This is a genomic window from Pseudomonas sp. TE3910 (genome assembly GCF_056279025.1).
This window is the reverse complement of sequence record NZ_JBWBQN010000001.1, coordinates 1,135,608-1,152,060: the sequence shown is the minus strand read 5'-3', so window position 1 is coordinate 1,152,060 and position 16,453 is coordinate 1,135,608. Positions and strand designations below refer to the sequence as shown.

The 16,453-nt window shown below is 58.9% G+C and carries 16 protein-coding genes and 1 pseudogene; 4 read left to right on the top strand and 13 right to left on the bottom strand.

Going from position 1 to position 16,453, the window contains the following annotated elements:
• Positions 1 to 78: 78 nt before the first annotated feature.
• The 3 genes from ACZ9H3_RS05050 (at position 79) to ACZ9H3_RS05040 (ending at position 2,150) form a co-directional block, all read left to right on the top strand.
• On the top strand, positions 79 to 972 hold the full coding sequence (locus ACZ9H3_RS05050) for a pirin family protein (protein ID WP_099774978.1): 894 nt from the start codon (positions 79 to 81) through the stop codon (positions 970 to 972).
• Positions 973 to 1,029: 57 nt separating this feature from the next.
• Positions 1,030 to 1,656 carry an isochorismate family cysteine hydrolase YcaC gene (gene ycaC / locus ACZ9H3_RS05045; RefSeq protein ID WP_476219955.1) on the top strand — a complete coding sequence of 209 codons (627 nt, stop codon included), beginning with the start codon at positions 1,030 to 1,032 and terminating at the stop codon, positions 1,654 to 1,656.
• Positions 1,657 to 1,880: 224 nt separating this feature from the next.
• On the top strand, positions 1,881 to 2,150 hold the full coding sequence (locus ACZ9H3_RS05040; protein WP_102051610.1) for a DUF1652 domain-containing protein: 270 nt from the start codon (positions 1,881 to 1,883) through the stop codon (positions 2,148 to 2,150).
• 173 nt (positions 2,151 to 2,323) lie between these two features.
• On the opposite strand, the gene ACZ9H3_RS05035 is transcribed toward ACZ9H3_RS05040, so the two are convergent.
• From ACZ9H3_RS05035 to ACZ9H3_RS05025, 3 genes are all read right to left on the bottom strand, one after another.
• Entirely contained in the window at positions 2,324 to 2,791 is a 468-nt protein-coding gene (locus ACZ9H3_RS05035; RefSeq protein ID WP_476219953.1) for a chemotaxis protein, read from the bottom strand.
• A gap of 247 nt (positions 2,792 to 3,038) precedes the next feature.
• A complete protein-coding gene (locus tag ACZ9H3_RS05030) occupies positions 3,039 to 4,229 on the bottom strand; it encodes a hypothetical protein (protein WP_476219952.1) in 1,191 nt (396 codons plus the stop codon).
• A 126-nt stretch (positions 4,230 to 4,355) separates the two neighbouring features.
• Positions 4,356 to 5,975: an NADP-dependent glyceraldehyde-3-phosphate dehydrogenase gene (locus ACZ9H3_RS05025; RefSeq protein ID WP_476219950.1), complete on the bottom strand. Its 1,620-nt coding sequence runs from the start codon at positions 5,973 to 5,975 to the stop codon at positions 4,356 to 4,358.
• A 195-nt stretch (positions 5,976 to 6,170) separates the two neighbouring features.
• On the opposite strand from ACZ9H3_RS05025, the gene ACZ9H3_RS05020 reads away from it, so the two are divergent.
• On the top strand, positions 6,171 to 8,357 hold the full coding sequence (locus tag ACZ9H3_RS05020) for a putative bifunctional diguanylate cyclase/phosphodiesterase (RefSeq protein ID WP_476219948.1): 2,187 nt from the start codon (positions 6,171 to 6,173) through the stop codon (positions 8,355 to 8,357).
• A gap of 63 nt (positions 8,358 to 8,420) precedes the next feature.
• Here ACZ9H3_RS05020 and ACZ9H3_RS05015 read toward each other — a convergent pair whose 3' ends face one another.
• The 10 genes and pseudogenes from ACZ9H3_RS05015 to ACZ9H3_RS04970 form a co-directional block, all read right to left on the bottom strand.
• A complete protein-coding gene (locus ACZ9H3_RS05015; protein ID WP_099774967.1) occupies positions 8,421 to 9,698 on the bottom strand; it encodes a transporter in 1,278 nt (425 codons plus the stop codon).
• A gap of 46 nt (positions 9,699 to 9,744) precedes the next feature.
• Positions 9,745 to 10,488 carry a hypothetical protein gene (locus ACZ9H3_RS05010; RefSeq protein WP_330523881.1) on the bottom strand — a complete coding sequence of 248 codons (744 nt, stop codon included), beginning with the start codon at positions 10,486 to 10,488 and terminating at the stop codon, positions 9,745 to 9,747.
• Positions 10,489 to 10,522: 34 nt separating this feature from the next.
• Positions 10,523 to 11,203 (bottom strand): C39 family peptidase, encoded by a 681-nt coding sequence (locus ACZ9H3_RS05005; protein ID WP_476219945.1) that lies wholly within the window; start codon positions 11,201 to 11,203, stop codon positions 10,523 to 10,525.
• Positions 11,204 to 11,264: 61 nt separating this feature from the next.
• Complete coding sequence (locus ACZ9H3_RS05000; protein ID WP_476219943.1) at positions 11,265 to 12,299, bottom strand: heme utilization protein; 1,035 nt, start codon at positions 12,297 to 12,299, stop codon at positions 11,265 to 11,267.
• A gap of 61 nt (positions 12,300 to 12,360) precedes the next feature.
• Positions 12,361 to 12,933 carry an adhesin gene (locus tag ACZ9H3_RS04995; RefSeq protein ID WP_476219941.1) on the bottom strand — a complete coding sequence of 191 codons (573 nt, stop codon included), beginning with the start codon at positions 12,931 to 12,933 and terminating at the stop codon, positions 12,361 to 12,363.
• A 1-nt stretch (position 12,934) separates the two neighbouring features.
• Positions 12,935 to 13,393, bottom strand: coding sequence for a hypothetical protein (locus ACZ9H3_RS04990; protein ID WP_065758312.1), 459 nt, complete (start codon positions 13,391 to 13,393; stop codon positions 12,935 to 12,937).
• A gap of 281 nt (positions 13,394 to 13,674) precedes the next feature.
• The gene (locus ACZ9H3_RS04985; RefSeq protein WP_476219940.1) at positions 13,675 to 14,199 is read right to left on the bottom strand and encodes an AAA family ATPase; all 525 of its coding nucleotides are present in this window, start codon (positions 14,197 to 14,199) and stop codon (positions 13,675 to 13,677) included.
• Entirely contained in the window at positions 14,196 to 14,762 is a 567-nt protein-coding gene (gene pnuC / locus ACZ9H3_RS04980; RefSeq protein WP_065758314.1) for a nicotinamide riboside transporter PnuC, read from the bottom strand. The genes ACZ9H3_RS04985 and pnuC overlap by 4 nt, the downstream gene beginning before the upstream one ends.
• A gap of 78 nt (positions 14,763 to 14,840) precedes the next feature.
• On the bottom strand, positions 14,841 to 15,575 hold the full coding sequence (locus ACZ9H3_RS04975) for a methyl-accepting chemotaxis protein (protein WP_476222704.1): 735 nt from the start codon (positions 15,573 to 15,575) through the stop codon (positions 14,841 to 14,843).
• 120 nt (positions 15,576 to 15,695) lie between these two features.
• A pseudogene (locus ACZ9H3_RS04970) lies at positions 15,696 to 16,385 on the bottom strand (cache domain-containing protein); the annotation flags it as partial.
• Positions 16,386 to 16,453: the final 68 nt, after the last annotated feature.

The window sequence follows — 16,453 nt, the reverse complement described above, 5'->3', positions numbered from 1 at the left end:
CTGAGGGCGTTTTTGCGGGTCTACCGCCACTGTCGTTGCATACGTATTGTTATAGCCATGCACGAGAGGAGGTATCTCATGAAAACGATCCAAGGCATCTACCGCAGCCCCCAGCCCCATTGGGTGGGTGACGGCTTTCCGGTTCGCAGCCTGTTCACCTACGACAACCTGGCGCGGCACATCAGCCCGTTTTTGTTGCTGGACTACGCCGGCCCATACACCTTTACCCCGACCGCTGCCCGGCGTGGGGTCGGGCAGCACCCCCACCGGGGGTTCGAAACAGTGACCATTGTGTATCAGGGCGAGTTGGAGCACCGCGATTCAACGGGGGCAGGCGGCATGATCGGCCCGGGCGATGTGCAGTGGATGACCGCGGCCAAAGGCATTCTCCACGAAGAATTTCACGCTGCGACGTTTGCGGCCACCGGCGGTACCCTGGAAATGGTGCAGTTGTGGGTCAACCTTCCGGCACGCGACAAGCTCGCAGCGCCGGGCTACCAGACCCTGCTCAATGGCGATATCCCGCGTGTGCCATTGGCCAACGATGGGGGAAGCCTGCGGGTGATCGCCGGTGAGTACCTTAGCCATAAAGGCCCGGCCCGGACCTTCACGCCCATGAACGTCTGGGACATCCACCTGAACGCCGGGGCGTCATTGTCGCTGCCGCTCGAGGTGGGCCATAGCGCGGCGTTGGTAGTGTTGCGCGGCGAGGTGAGGGTCAACGGCGAGCAGGGCGCTGGTGCGGCACAACTGGTGCTGTTTGAGCGTGACGGCGATGAGGTGCTGCTGGAGGCAACTCAGGATGCCAGTGTGCTGCTGCTCAGTGGCGAGCCGATTGACGAGCCGATCGTCGGTTACGGCCCGTTCGTGATGAACAGCGAGGCCGAGATTGCCGAGGCGTTTGACGACTTTCATGCCGGTCGCTTCGGCCAGATGACCAAAGGCAAGGCCGGCGACCACAACGCCGACTAGTCTGGTGTATCCGTATTGCGATCCGCACGCCGTACCTCAACGACAAGGAGCAAGACCATGAGCGTCCCTTACACCCGTCTGGACAAGCACAATGCAGCGGTTTTGTTGGTTGACCATCAGGCTGGGCTGCTGTCGTTGGTACGTGACATCGAACCGGACAAGTTCAAGAACAATGTGCTGGCGCTGGGTGATCTGGCAAAGTATTTCAACCTCCCGACCATCCTCACCACCAGTTTTGAAAGTGGCCCCAACGGCCCTTTGGTGCCGGAACTCAAGGCTCAGTTTCCCGAGGCGCCGTACATCGCCCGGCCAGGACAGATCAATGCCTGGGACAACTTAGACTTCGTCAAGGCGGTCAAGGCCACCGGCAAGAAGCAACTGATCATTGCCGGTGTCGTGACCGAGGTGTGTGTGGCGTTCCCGGCCCTGTCGGCGATTGCCGAAGGCTTCGAGGTGTTCGTGGTGACTGATGCGTCCGGCACCTTCAATGAGATCACCCGGCAGTCGGCCTGGGACCGTATGTCGGCTGCCGGTGCGCAACTGATGACCTGGTTCGGTGTCGCCTGTGAACTGCACCGAGACTGGCGCAACGATATCGAAGGGCTGGGCACCCTGTTCTCCAACCATATTCCGGATTACCGCAACCTGATCACCAGTTACACCACCTTGACCGCAGGCAAGTGAGTTTGACGCTGGGCGACCCTTTGGGGGCGCCCGGCCATTGGCCTTTTCGCGGCGCTGTGTCGGGGCTGTACAGGGTTGTACAAAACAGTGAGTCAATGCTGTTGTTGTACAAGAATAATGGCGGTGCATGACGCTCCTGCCAGGCATCGTATTTATCAATTTGAAATGCGCGGAAAACAGGGGGATTACTGCGTTTTCAACCACCTTGTACGCAGGAGTTGATCATGTCATTACACGGCATTTGCAGCCTGGAATTACGTCAGGTCATCGAACAGGCTTTTTTGCCTTCTCACTGCGTGGTGTCCTGCCTTGATGACGGCTCGCTGACCATCCAGTTGGAGCAGGATGCGCACGGTCGTGCATTGACCGTCGCCGGTATTCGCGCCGATGAATTGTCCAGCAGTCGGGCCTTGGCCGAACTGGTCGCTCATGTACAGGCAGAGCGGCAGCATTCGGCTCAACCGGTTGAAGCCGTACCGAAGATACACCCGTAGCGTACATCTGGGTGCGGTTGCTCCCGGGAAGGCACCACAGTGCCCGAACAAGTGTCCGCTGCGCGTGTTGCTGCGGGTAGCTGAGGGCTCATAAGGTCAGGAAGCTGTCAGGAACTGAGGCTCACATGCAGCAATGGGCTATCCCTTGTGCACACCTGATGAGGAGTGCCGGGTTATCGATAGGGGTTGGCCAGTGCCTTGGACAGGCTTTTTTCAGCTGTTGACAGTTTCATCTCGTTTTCTGTCCGGCGTAACAGCTGGGTGGCCTTGTTCAGGTCGCTGGTCAGGCAGGCTAATACTGTTTGCAAACCATTGATTTTCGCCTCACGCAATTTTATCGGCAGCATGTGATCATTCATCACGGCTTTGAGCTCATCCATCGTCTTGTTGATCCGCTCCTGGATTTCCCGAACCGACTTCAACACCTTCTTCACGTTATCGGGCAGGTTGCTGGCGTCGATATCAGCGTTCTTGCCATTCGCTTGTGCCGACTTGTTCGTGCCCGCTTCTGACAGGTTGACCTGCACACTTTCCAGCGTTGCGGGCGTTGCCGGGCTGGCAGCCAATCCGGCACGTACCGGTTGTGGAGTGATTTTCCCGTGGGCGATGGGGGGCAAGACGGCGGCGTTGATGGAAGCCATGTTCTCTCCTGTGATCAGTTGGCAGCATGAGTGCTGGTCGGTGCAGGAGGAAAGCATACCCTCGTGATTGGGCACATTCGGTCACGTCAGGCGGATTGGGAAAAATCCTACGCAGATTGAGGAATGCGTTACCGTTCGCTGGTGGCGGGGGCTGTGTGAGTGTCCCATGCATGTTGCAGCAGCACCCAAGGCTGCTGGGCGTCGTAAAAAGATGGCGATCAGCCAATCACCGGCTCATGGCTACGCCTCAATCGCGTTCGCGCATGAAAAAGCCCGCCACGTACTTGCGGAAGGTGTCCAGGCTCTTGAAGTCGGCGTAACGCTTGAAGTGTTCGACCTCCGGTTCCGGGCCCAGGGGTTGTTCGGTGAGTGATACGGACAACACGCGGTCCTGGTCGGAGCTGAGCACCAGCTCATCCATGACCTCGGCGCCGATGACCGGTCGGCGCATGATGACCTTGACCCCCTTGCTGGCCATCCAGTCGATCAGCGACTGCAGCATCTTCAATGGCTCGCGCTCTTCGTCGCGGTAGATCGGAAACAACTGCCCGCGCGAGAGTACGGGTACGCTGGCGACATGGATCAGTTCGTAAAAGTGGCTGCCTGCACGGATCGGGGAATAGATCGCCAGCGCCAACAACGGCCCCGGGGTCTTGCTGCCACCCCAGAGCAGGTGATGCCCCTGGAAGTCGAAGCCGTCTTCGCTACGGTCGTTGAATACCTTGCGTGCCTTGATCTGGTTGACGCAATCGAGGATCAAACCATAGCGCCGGTGGTTGCCAAAGGCCGATGATTCTCGCAGGCGTGCCTTGAGCATCATCATGTGCTTCATGTCCAGGCGGGTTTCCAGGTAGTTGCTCGCCGGTACCCGCTCGACCAACGGGTAGCGGCTGGCGACTCCGCGCAGCTCGGCGAACTGTCCGCTCAGGTCTTTCTTCAGGTGTGTGGCATAGACGTTCAGGCCGCTGGCTTCGATCAGGGTCAGCAGCAGGGACAGCAGCTTTTGCTGTTCGCGTTTTTCGCCCGTGCCGCTTGCAGTGCTGGTGTCCTCGTCGCGAGGAAAGTCCCCGATCAAGCGCAGTGGCGTATCAGGGGGCAGCCATGCCGCTGGAAACTGAGTGTGTTCGCTACGTATGCTTTCACCCTCGCGTGCTGCCTTGCCGAATGGACAGTCGACAGCATGTTCGGGGGTGCCTGGGTTGTTCTTCAGAAACAGCGTGCCGGTGTTGCTATTGAGGGTGACATTGAGTATTGGCATCACCTGTTGCTGGCATTCGCATGCCAACCAATGGCCAGCGGCGCGCACCTTCATCAGGAACTGGTTGGCCTGTAACAGGCGATGACCTTCCAGGCTGCCGTCGACAAAGCGACAAACCAGGTCGTGCTCGGCGGCGGTAAGGGTGCGCACCAGCGTAGTGTTTTTCTCGATGATTCTCATGCACGGTCCTGGCCAGAAATCCTTTGTCGGCAAGGTAAGCGAAATGCACCGCAACGTCACCTGTCACCCACACAAGGCAGTGATTCTTGCGCTGGGAAACGGGAATGTCAGCGGTGCTGCTGTCGTTCAGAAAATATAGTCGGTAGTGAGGAAGCTCGACTCGCGGTTACGGATAATGTCGCTGATCAGTTGCTTGTTGCTTTCCTGGAATCGGGTTGCAACCAGTGTACGGATCGAGAACACGCGTAGCGCGTCATGGACCGACAAGGTGCCTTCGGCAGAGTTTTTTCGGCCATTGAACGGGTAGGTGTCCGGGCCGCGCTGGCACTGGGCATTGAGATTGATACGGCCCACCTGGTTGGCAAAGGTATCGACCAGGCTGCCAATCTGCGCAGAATTATTGCCGAACAGGCTCAGTTGTTGGCCGAAGTCCGAGTCCAGTACATAGTCGATCACGGTCTGTAGATCACGGTAGGGCACAACCGGCACTACCGGGCCGAATTGTTCCTCGTGGTACACGCGCATGTCGGCGTTCACCGGGTAGAGCAGGGCCGGGTAGAAGAACGAACCGCGGCTGTCCCCACCATTGGGGTTGATCACCTCGGCGCCTTTGGCGAGGGCATCGGCAACCAGGCCATCGAGGTATTCGATTTTTCCCGGCTCAGGCAGTGGCGTCAGGCTGACACCGGCCTCCCAGGGCATGCCGGGCTTGAGCGCTGCCAGCTTCTGCTGGAATTTATCGAGGAACTGCTCGACCACCTGTTCGTGCACAAAGAGGATCTTCAGTGCAGTGCACCGCTGGCCGTTGAATGACAGCGCACCAGTCACTGCTTCGCTGACTGCGTTGTCCAGATCGACGTCCGGCAGCACGATCCCCGGGTTTTTCGCATCCAGCCCCAGGGCTGCGCGCAGGCGGTGTGGGCGCGGGTGGAGCTTTTTCAGGTCGCTGGCGGCCTTGTTGGTGCCGATGAACGCGAAGACATCAATCTTGCCACTGGCCATCAGCGCGCTGACGGTATCGCGGCCACGGCCATAGATGACGTTGATGACCCCGGCAGGGAAGCTGTCGCGGAACGCCTCAAGCAATGGGCGGATCAACAGCACACCGAACTTGGCCGGTTTGAACACCACGGTGTTGCCCATGATCAGCGCTGGAATCAGGGTGGTGAAGGTTTCGTTCAAGGGGTAGTTGTAAGGCCCCATGCACAGCGCAACGCCCAAGGGCGCACGGCGTATCTGCCCGAGGGTGTCCTGCTCCAGTTCAAAGCGGCTGGAGCGGCGGTCCAGTTCCTTGAGTGCGTTGATGGTGTCGACGATGTAGTCGCAGGTGCGATCGAACTCTTTCTCCGAGTCCTTCAGGTTCTTGCCGATTTCCCACATCAGCAGTTTGACCACGGCAGAACGCTGTTCGCGCATGCGTGCCAGGAACGCCTCGACGTGCTGGATACGTTCAGCTACACGCAGCGTGGGCCAGGCGCCGCGACCCTTGTCGTAGGCACGTACGGCGGCATCCAGCGCAGTCAGCGCGGTCTCGGCATCCAGTAGTGGCGCGCTGCCCAGAATCACCTGCTGTTCGCCGTCAGGGCCTTTCAGCCAGATTGGGCTGCGCACGGTCGCCAGCGGGCCATGCCATTGTTGCAGTTGGCCGTCGACCAGGTAATCGCGCTGCTCCAGCGGTTCACTCAAACGCCAGGCTTCAGGCACTTCGGTGGCGTTGGGGAACAGTGAATCAAGCAGATGGTTCATGCGTAGCACCTCTTGTTGGAATGTGGGTGAAACGATTCAGTTGCAGCATAGCGCCAGCCTGTAAAAAAAAGCCAGCACCGCTCAATGTTGTTCGAAAAAGGTCGATAAACTGTCGCCCCGTCAGTGAAAAGCAGGCGTATGACAACCAGAACCGTAACGTTTGCTCGTATCTGGAATTGGCCCCGCAGCATGCGCATGCCTTTGTTCAGGCTATTACCGATCGGTTTCGCGGTGGTGGGCATCGGTTTGTCGGTGACATTGGGCCATCTGGATGTGCAGCGCCAGGAAAGCGAGTTGATGGGCAATGCCAGTGCGCGGCTTTCAGGCTTGCGTGCCGGCCTTGAGGCTCAACTACGTTCTGCGTTCGGCGAAACCGAAGGGATTGCTCAGCTCATCAGCGCTGATGGCACTATCACGCCTGAACATTTCCACGACATGGCTCGTCAGGCCATCGCTTCAGTGCCCTATATACGGCACATCGCGGTGGCGCCTGCGGATGTTGTCGCGGATGTCTTCCCACTGGAGGGCAATCAACGTGTGCTCGGGCTGGACTATCGGACATTGCCGACGCAATACCCGATGCTACAGCGCGCGCGGGACAGTCATCATGCGGTGCTGGCCGGGCCCGTTGACCTTTATCAAGGCGGGCGAGGGCTGATCTATCGGCGTCCCGTGTTTGTCGGTGGTCCGTCGGGCAATACCTATTGGGGCAACCTCTCGATCGTTGCCGATACCGACCGCCTGCTCAAGGCCGCGGGCCTGGATCAAGACGGCGCGTTTGAACTGGCCTTGCGGGGCGCCGACGGTCGCGGGGATCAAGGCGCGGTCATTTGGGGCCAGGCTGCGTTGTTCAACGAGCCTGGCGTGACGCTCAACGTTGATGTGCCGGGTGGGCATTGGCAGTTGGCAGCAACCCCTCAGGGCGGTTGGCCGACGATGAGCCTGTTCGCTTCGCCGCTGTTTATGTTCTCCCTGGCCTGCACTGGCGTGTTCTGCTTGTTCGTAGCGCAGTTGATCCGTAGCAACCAGGTGATTCATCAGCGTAACGATGAGCTGAAACGCTCGCAGGCTCGGCTGGAACAGTCGGCGCATTATGATGCTGTGACGGGGCTGCCCAATCGGCTGTTGTTCCAGCGGCGTCTTGAACTTGCCATTGCCAACGGCGAGCGCTTGGGCGTGTTGATACTGGATATCGACGGTTTCAAGCTGGTCAACGACAGCCTCGGTCACCCGTTGGGCGATCTCCTTCTTCAGCAGACAACCCGGCGTTTCGTCGAGCTGCTCACGGCCCAGGACACGGCGTGCCGTTTGGGCGGCGATGAGTTTGCATTTGTATTGTGTTGCCCTCATGACGATCAGGTCATGGCGCAGGTACAAGGGTTGCTGCTGGCCATGCAGCAGCCCTTCGACCTAAAGGGCACGGCCGCGCTGGTCACCGGTAGTATAGGTGTCGCCTTCTACCCCGAGCACGGGCATACCTGTGACAGCTTGCTGCGCCATGCCGATACGGCGATGTATGCAGCAAAGGAAGGCGGCCGTAATACCTATCGCACCTACCATCCCGACATGACCCAGCAGTTGCAGCAGCGGATCTTTCTTGAAGGCGCGTTGCGCCGAGCGTTGCAGCAGAATGAATTTGAACTGTGGTACCAACCCAAGATCGATCTGTTCAGTGGCCGTGTCGAAGGCGCGGAAGCGTTGTTGCGTTGGCGTGATCCAGAGCACGGCCTGGTGTCTCCGGCAGATTTCATTCCGCTGGCCGAACGTACTGGTCTGATCATTCCGCTCGGCGAGAAAGTGCTCGATCTTGCGTGCGCTCAGCTTGCCTGCTGGCGTGCGTGTGAACGCTTGCCCGGGCCGTTGGCAATCAACGTGGCAGCGTTGCAGATTGAGCGCAGCGACTTTGTCGAGAGCCTGTCTCGTGCGTTGCAACGTTACGATCTTCCTGCAACATTGCTGGAGGTGGAAATTACCGAGAGCTTGCTCATGGAGAGCCCGCAGCATGCCTGCGAGATTCTTACGCAGTTGCAGCAGATGGGCGTGGCAACTGCTGTCGACGACTTCGGTACGGGCTACTCTTCGCTGGCCTACCTGAAAGTGCTGCCGATTGATCACCTGAAAATCGACCGCACGTTCATCAAGGATTTGCCTGATGATGACGACGGGGTTGCGATTACCCAGTCGATCATTGACCTGGGGCACGCGTTGGGCTTTCGCATTACGGCGGAAGGTATCGAGACACATGCCCAGCATGCATTTTTACGCAATGCCGGGTGTGACCAGGGGCAAGGGTACCTGATTGGTCGACCCATGCCGGCCGACAGCTTTGAACGCTGGTTGGCCGAGCAGCCACACAATCAGCAACCGATGCTTGATTTTTGACTGCCGGGCGTAGGTTGGCCTTGTGGAAGCTACCTGCAGGCAACCACAAGGCGTGCTTGATGCTTAGAAGTAGTACGGGAATTTCAGGCTGAAGGTAAAGTCCGGGGCGTCGTCGGTCAGGCCGATCGACAGGTTGGGGACGATGGTCAGCTTATCGGTGGCAGCCAGGGTCATGCCAACGTTGAAGTAGGCGGCGTTGGCATCGCTGCTGGGCACAGTGACCCAGCCATCATTGGTATCCGTTTGGTTGATTTTTGATTTTTTGACAATCAGGTCGGACACCGAGAACGACATACTCATCTTTTCGTTAAGCGCAAACGCGATCCCCGCACCCAGCTGGAAACTGTCACCCAGCCTGACCTTGCCTGGGTGGCTCACGCCCACGGTAGAGCTGATATCGCTGAACGACTCCTCCAGGTTATGGGTGTAACTCAGGCTGCCGAACAGCACCGCCGGGTCGAATGTCTTGACCAGCGAGATGCCCGGTGTGATCGACCAGACGCCGTTGCCGGTCGGCAGGTCCTCGGGGTAGAACAGGCTGTCGTTGTTGGGATCCTGGAGTAGCTTGATACCAAAGGGCTCTTCGCCGGTTGGCGCTTTGACCCGAAGGGTAAAGACCGCATCTGGCAGGCTTTCCGATTCGTCGAGGAACTTGTACGCCACGCCAAAGTTGACATCACCGATGGTGGGGTCACGGGTAACGGTTTGTTCGGTAATACCTTGAGCGTTGTTTTGAGCACCACCGGATTGGTAGGTGGATTCGCGGTAGACCACGGGTACGTTTATGTCGAATTGCCAACGCTGATTGAGGTTGTAGCGCCCGGTAACGTCGAGGGTCCAGTTGTCGGCCTTGATCCGGTCGAGGTTGATATTACCGAGGAAGATCGAGTCCAGTGCCAGGAAACCGTTGAGAATCAACTGCCGGGTATCGTAGCGCGCGTAGGTAATACCGGTTTCAACGCTGAACTTGCCGCCACCAAAAAAGCCGCTGGCTTCGTCATAGAGGTTGGAGACACTTTGCGCCGGTTGCGAGTCGTCTTTCAGCGACTCACCGTAGGAGCTGCCAGTACCTGATGCGGCAACGGTTTGGCCCGTGCGCGGTTGCGAGGCAGGTGAGCGTGTCAAGCGCTTGGGCGGCGGCGCCGCAGGTTGCTCTTCGACTTGGCGAACGCGTTGCTCCAGAACCATCAGCGCCTGCTGCTGTGCGTCATAGCGCTGGCGCAGTGCCTGCAGTTCCTGTTTCAACGCTTCTACCTGAGGGTCCGGCGCCGCTTGGAGGAACGTCGCCGGGATTAATGTGCTTAAACATACGGCAGCTTTCAGTGAAAACGAACGATGCATGGGTTAGCCGTCCCTTTCAACTACGAATGTTGAGACAGAGCGTAGTTCAATATCCTGAGATGCGAAGGCCCTTGAGTTGATCAAGGTTGCAGTTCAGCGCGCCAGCAGTGGGCATGTTGTCACGCAGCACCACATTGAGCTGGGTCATGTTGCTGACAACGTTGTTCCCGCCCAACAGTACCGCTGCCTGTGACAGGCCGCCTTGGGCCAGGCTCTGCACGGTATAGCCCTGATTGTTGCTGGCGTTGATGCCCATCTTGATGCCATTGGCGCCTGCCGAGATGTTCAGGGTGCCAGCGCCGTTGCTGCCGCTGATACTTGAGCCGCCTGCCAGCACCTGCCCTGAAGGGGTTCCATTGGCTGTTGCGGTCTTGCCCTCTTTCACGTTGATGGAAACGTTGTTGTACGCGGTGTTGTAGTCACCGGCGGCCTGCAATGTCTGGGTCACGCCCTGGGTGTTGTTTAGCCCTGAACCGCCCGACACGCTACCGGTGCCTGGTGGCGTGGCGTTGCCATTACCTTTGTCGTTGATCAGCGAGACATAGAACTGCGGCTTGAAGGTGTTTTGCTGAACATGCATTGTGGCCGTTGCACCGATGCGGTCGCCATTGGCATTCTGCCAGGTGCTGTTCATCACAACACCAAAGCTGATAATTCGCCCCGGCATCACATAGCGCCCGCGCAGACCGGCCAATTCGCTGTCTTTTACCTCGATCGGTTTAAATACCTGCGCCTGGGCAGGCAAACTGGCTGCCAGGCAGGCGGCAACCAGCAAGGTTGAAGTCTTCATCGGGTATCTCCCCAGAGCTTCATGCCCCTTGTCATTAGAAAAAGTCACTCTGAATGAAGCCGAACTCCATCAATTCCGCATCCTGGATGGGATGGAAGTTGTTGATTTTGTTCTTGGCGCTCAGAGGTACGGGCGGGTCGAGCAGGGCGTTGGCCTTGTCGTACCCAGGGCCGATCACGGCGAAAATGATCCCGTTCCAGCCTTTGATGAAGTCGTCGAATGCATAACGTTTGTGGCCAAGTACCGGGTCGCCAACGTATACCCAGTCTTTTTCGGTGCGCTGCAGCACCACAAAATGCTTGTAGCCACGAATGTCCATCAGCACCACAACTGGAATGCTGACGCTTGAAAGGTTCTCTGGTGCGATGCGGTAACCACGGGCGCGCATGCCAATGCTCTCGACGTAGCGTTTCATGTCGAGCATCGAGAAACCTTGGGTTTTCACCAGTTCCTGATCGGAGTTGGCCAGCATGCCCTCAATGATGTGGGCTTCGTCCACGTCCAGCCAGTAGGCTTGTTTGAGTACGGTTGCCAGCGCTGCAGCGCCGCAGCTGAAATCGGTTTTCTGTTGCACCAGGTCCGCGAAGCGCCGCTCGCGCAGGCTTTGAACCGGCTTGTAAATGACCGTACCGCCAGGCAGGGCGGCGATGGGCATCTGTGCGGCTTCGGCCACACTGGCCAAACCTATCAGTGCGGCTAGCAGGGCAATTCGCATGGTCTTCACACCCTGTGAAAGCAAGGAAAGGGGCCCCGAAGGGCCCCGTTCACTGTTGCGTCTACAGGCAAGCCTTGCAGCCTGCGGCGATGGACAGCGAGTTGCTTTGTTGGTTGGCCGAGCCAGCCGAGACGTTGGCACCGACGTTGCCCGACACGCCGTTCAGCGAGTTGGTCAGCGAAGCGCTGTTGGTCACAGGGTTGATCCAGCCGCTTGGGGTCAGCACTTGATAGGTGGCTACGCCGCTCAGCACAAAGGTGCCTTCTTCGTGGAATTTGAGCGGTTGTTTGTCGTCGTCATGACCACCGCCACCACCACGACGATCGTCGTAGTTGTGGCCGCCACCACCATGATGATCGTCGCCGCCGACCCAGCCTTTGCCGTTGCCCTGGTAGGTGCCTGAAGCGGAGAACGAAGAGCTGAGTGTCTGGGTGTCGTAGGTGCGGTCAGCTTTGTTGGTGACTTTCAGGCCATTGGTGGTCTGAGTGGCATTCGCTGTGGCTGAGGCCACACGGCCACCGGATACGGCGATCGCCATGTTGTTTTTCTGTTGGTTGAAGTCGCCAGCGGTAACGTTAATACCGATGTTACCCGAGCTGCCGTTGGCCGAGTTGTTGAGGGCGGCAGCGTTCTGGGTCGAGTAGTTTTTAACGGTGTTGCCGGTGTTGTTTTGAGTTGCGGTGGAGTCGGCGATAGCGCTACCGAAGATGAAACGTTCATCGGCTGTGGCGATAGCGGCAACGTTGTCTTGTTGGTTGCCGTCACCAGCGGCCACGTTAACGCCCAGGTTGCCCTGAGAGTTGTTGGCCGAGTTATCCATCGTGGCGGTATTTTCGGTGGCTTGGTTGGTGACACTGTTCCCATAGTTGTTTTGGGTGTCGCCAACTTTGGCCAGGGAACCTGCATTGATCAGCAGGCCCAGCAGAACGTTATCATGGCCACCGTGGCCGCCGCCGTTATGACCGCCGTTATGACCGCCGTTATGGCCGCCATTATGACCACCGTGGTCGTCATTACGTCCGCCAGCGTGTGCAGCAACAGCCATGACCGCTGCGAGTGCGAAAACCAGAGGCTTAAGTGCCATTTTAGGTTTCATGGTGTTTCTCCGCATTTTTTTTAGGTAGTTAAGTGTTGTTGTTACTCGGTTACCTGTCGGGTCAGTCCGCAACCCGCACGCTCAGGGTGTTTGCCATTCGGTTGCCCACCCCGGCGCTCTGATTCAACTGGATCACTCCACGGCTGCCGGTGAAGGCCCTATCGCTGTTCGCGATCTGGCGGCTGCCGGGTGCTTGATCAGTTGGGTCGGAGCCTTTTGTCAGCGCCACGTTCTGTTGATCGAGGACGCTGTCGTCGATGCGCTGCGGGACGGCACTGATGCTGACCCGAACGGCATTGACTTGTTGTGTATTGGCACCGGCTGACTGGTTGATACCCAGCGCGCCGCTGCCATTGCTGAATGAGTTGCCGCCAATACCGGCCCGGGCATCACGTGCCTGGCTGGTGGCAGTGTCGATGTGCTGACGAATCTGGGTTGAGGCATGGGCGTTGGTGCCGATGGCAATAGCCCGACTGTTGTTCTGTTGCTGCTGATCGCCCGCTGCCTGGTTGACTGCGATATTGCCGCGGTAGCCTTGGCCGCTTGTGTCGATAGTGGCGTTGTCCTTGACTGGCGATCCGGCCAGCGCGAGGCCGCTGCTGCACAGGGCCAGGAACAGGAGTGAGTACCTCATTTCAGCGGCCTCCAGTCAGGATCTGCAGCGGCGCCATGCCACGCTGAACGTTTTGATTGACCTGATTGGAGATGCTGTTACCGCCACCGCTGCCCGCCCCGGAGCCGCCGGCCATGCCAGGCAGACGCACCTGTTGCGCTGCGCCCAGGCCGCGAACAGTGCCGGAGTTGTCTGGGGTCAGTACGCGCGTCATCAGTGATGAACCGCTGGCAACACTGGCGAAGTCGCCGTCACTGAGTTCATTATTGGTTTGGGCGATTACGCGTTTGGACGGATTGGCGCTGACGGTAGTCGGGTGCGGGTCTGGTGTACCGGTGGGACGTACCGCAGGGCGGGCCTGTACATCGCGTTGCAGAACGATGACTCCATTCCCGGCAGCCTGGACGGGCAGGCAGAAGGTGGCGCTCAATGCGCATCCCATCAGCAGAAGATGAAGCAGCTTGCTGTTCTGATTCCCCACGGCGGCGGTTCCTTCTTCAAGTTCGCTGGCCCTATCAGCGTTGCGAGAAGGAGAGCAGAAGGCGTGCCGCTTTTGGTTTATCCAGAAATATCAACGGCTTGCGGATAAGCGCGGACGGCGAGGGCAGAGCGTTGTAACGTTGGCGAGACAGATGTTGCCCCTCTGGGCACCCTATACCCTGTTACGCCAGGTTTACACTGTTAGGCAATCATGGAGGCAACCCATCAAGAACGGGGTTTAGCGCAGGTGGGACTGTATCGCTGATGTAACAACCCAATGGCTTAGCGGGATAGCAAACCTGAAACCGCATCAAAAACCGCGTTTTTTCGTCGGTTCCAGTCACCGTCGATGGTGATGAACGGTTGTTGATGTTGCTCCAGCCAGGCGCGGCTTTCCTCGAAAAATGCCAGGCGCTGGGCCAATTCCGGTTGGCAGCGCTGTCCGTCGTCTACCCATTCAACTGACGTTGGGCTGAGCAGCAGGTGCAGGTCGTAACGGCGCTCAAGCAACGCTGATTCGACCCAGTGTGGGCAGTCACCGAACAGTGTGCGGCTCCAGAGCAGGTTGCTCAGCAGGTGGGTGTCGAGGATCAACAGCTCAGGCGCTCTGCCGCGCGCTGCATCCTCCCAGGCCAACTGGCCACGGGCGATGGCCGGGATATCGGCGTAGCAGGTGTCACGTTGCTCGCGGTCAATGAAGTGGCGTACGTATTCGCCAACCAGTTCGCCGCCGAAACAGGCCTGGATTTCGCTGCCAAGCCAGCTCTTGCCGCTGGACTCGGGGCCGCTCAGCACCAACACCTTCACGCGTTCACCAAGGCAGGGTCGCGTTGCCACTCACGCCAGCCCTGGACTGCGATCAGGGTGAACAGGGCATAGAGTGCTGCCGTCAGGTAAAGCGTCTTGTACATAAACAAACCGACGAAGATGACGTCAAGGACAATCCATAGCGCCCAACATTGCAGGCGTTTTTGCGCCATCCATAATTGCGCCACCAGGCTGAAGGCCGTCAGCGTGGCATCCAGCCAGGGTTGCGCCGCATCTGTCCAGGTGGCCATGGCCGCACCCAAACCCAGGCTTGCCAGTGCGCCCAGGCCCAGACCAAACAGCAGCGGGGCAGGCTGCAGGGAGCTGACCTGGCGTGCCTCGGCGAGGCGCTCGGGGCGTGTCCATTGCCACCAGCCGTAGACCTGCAACAGTGCATACACCAGTTGCAGCAGCATGTCGGAGTACAGTTTCACCTCGTAAAAGACCACGCTGTACAGCAGCACCATCACCAGGCCAATCGGCCAGCACCAGGGGTTCTGTTTGACGGTGAGCCAAACGGCAATGACGCCGAGCACGGCGGCGAACAGTTCGAGGCCGGACATCGGCATTCCTTGAGGCAGGTTCGAAAGAGGCGGGGATTGTAACCTGTGGCGCAGAACACGCCACAGGTGCGCGGGGCTTTAGACGTGGAACTGGTGCAACAATTGTTCAAGGCGCTCGCTGAGCTGGCGCAATGCCAGGCCGGCACTGCTGGACTGTTGTGCTGCACTGGCGGTTTGCCGAGACAGGTCGGCAGTTTCGGTCACGTTGCGATTGATCTCTTCAACCACATGGGATTGCTGCAAGGTGGCGCTGGCAATCGAGGCGTTCAGGGCATTGAGGTTGAGTAGCACCTGGCTGATTGCATCGAGGCTGGCACCGGCTTCACTGGCCTGCTCAACCGTTTGGCGCGAAGCGGTGCTGCTGGCACCGATGGCCTTGACTGCCGCTTCGGACTGCCCCTGCAGGTGTTCGATCATGGTCTGGATTTCGGCGGTGGACTGCTGAGTGCGCTGCGCCAGCAGGCGTACCTCATCGGCAACCACCGCAAACCCGCGGCCTTGCTCACCTGCGCGGGCCGCCTCGATGGCCGCGTTGAGCGCCAACAGGTTGGTCTGCTCGGCAATGGCCCGGATCACTTCCAGAACGCTGCCAATCTTCGTGCTCTGGTTGGCCAAGGCCTGAATGACTTCAACGGCTTCATCAATGGTGCCGGAGAGTTCACCGATACGTTGCAGGCTGCCCTGGATGCTCTGCTGCCCCTGTTCTGCACGGTGCTGGGCGTCTTGCATCTCGGTGGACGCTTGTTCGGCGTTCTTCGCCACATCCTGTACCGCGTAGGTGACCTCGTTGATGGCGGTGGCGACCAGTTCCATCTGCTGCGACTGTTGTTCACTGCGCAGCTCGGCCTGGTTGGCGTTGTCGCCCATCTCGACTGCCGAGTGGCCCAGCGCACGTGCAGCGTCATGCAATTGGCCGACCACCTGCTGCAGCTGTGCCGTGAAGCTGTTGAAGTGTGTCCCCAGTTGCGTAATCTCGTCGCGGCCATGGGTGTCCAGGCGGCGGGTCAGGTCGCTTTCGCCGCTGGCGATGGTGGCCATGGCATCGACCGCCTCCTGCAAGGGACGGGAAATGCTGCGCGCGATCACTACGACCAGCAGTCCCATGATCAGCGCAATAGCCAACCCCAGCAGCGAGGCATCACGCAGTTGCCGGTTGAACTCGGCTTTCATGTCATCGATATAGATGCCTGAACCAATGATCCAGCCCCAAGGCTTGAACAGTTGAATATACGACGTTTTCTGTACCGGATCGCTCGCCCCGGGTTTAGGCCAGCGGTAATCGATGCTGCCAGCCCCCTTGTCCTTGGCCAGCGCAACCATGGCATTGAACAAGGCGAAGCCGTCTGGGTCCTTGATGCCTGAGAGTACCTGGCCGTCGAGCTTGGGGTTGACCGGGTGCATGATCATCTTCGGCTCGAGGTCGTTGATCCAGAAGTACTCGTTCTGGTTGTAGCGCAAGCCGCGTACAGCGTTCAGCGCCTGTTGCTGAGCCGCATCGCGGGTCAGGCTACCGCTTGCCTCAAGCCCTTGGTAGTAGGTCAGGATGCCCGCAGCAGTTTCGACCACATGGCGGGTTTTTTCGGCCTTGGCCTGGTACAGGTCCCCGTGAATCTGGCGCAGCATCAACAGCCCCAGGGCAAATAACATCACCACCGCCACCACCAGGATGAGCCAAAGCCTGCGGCTGATCG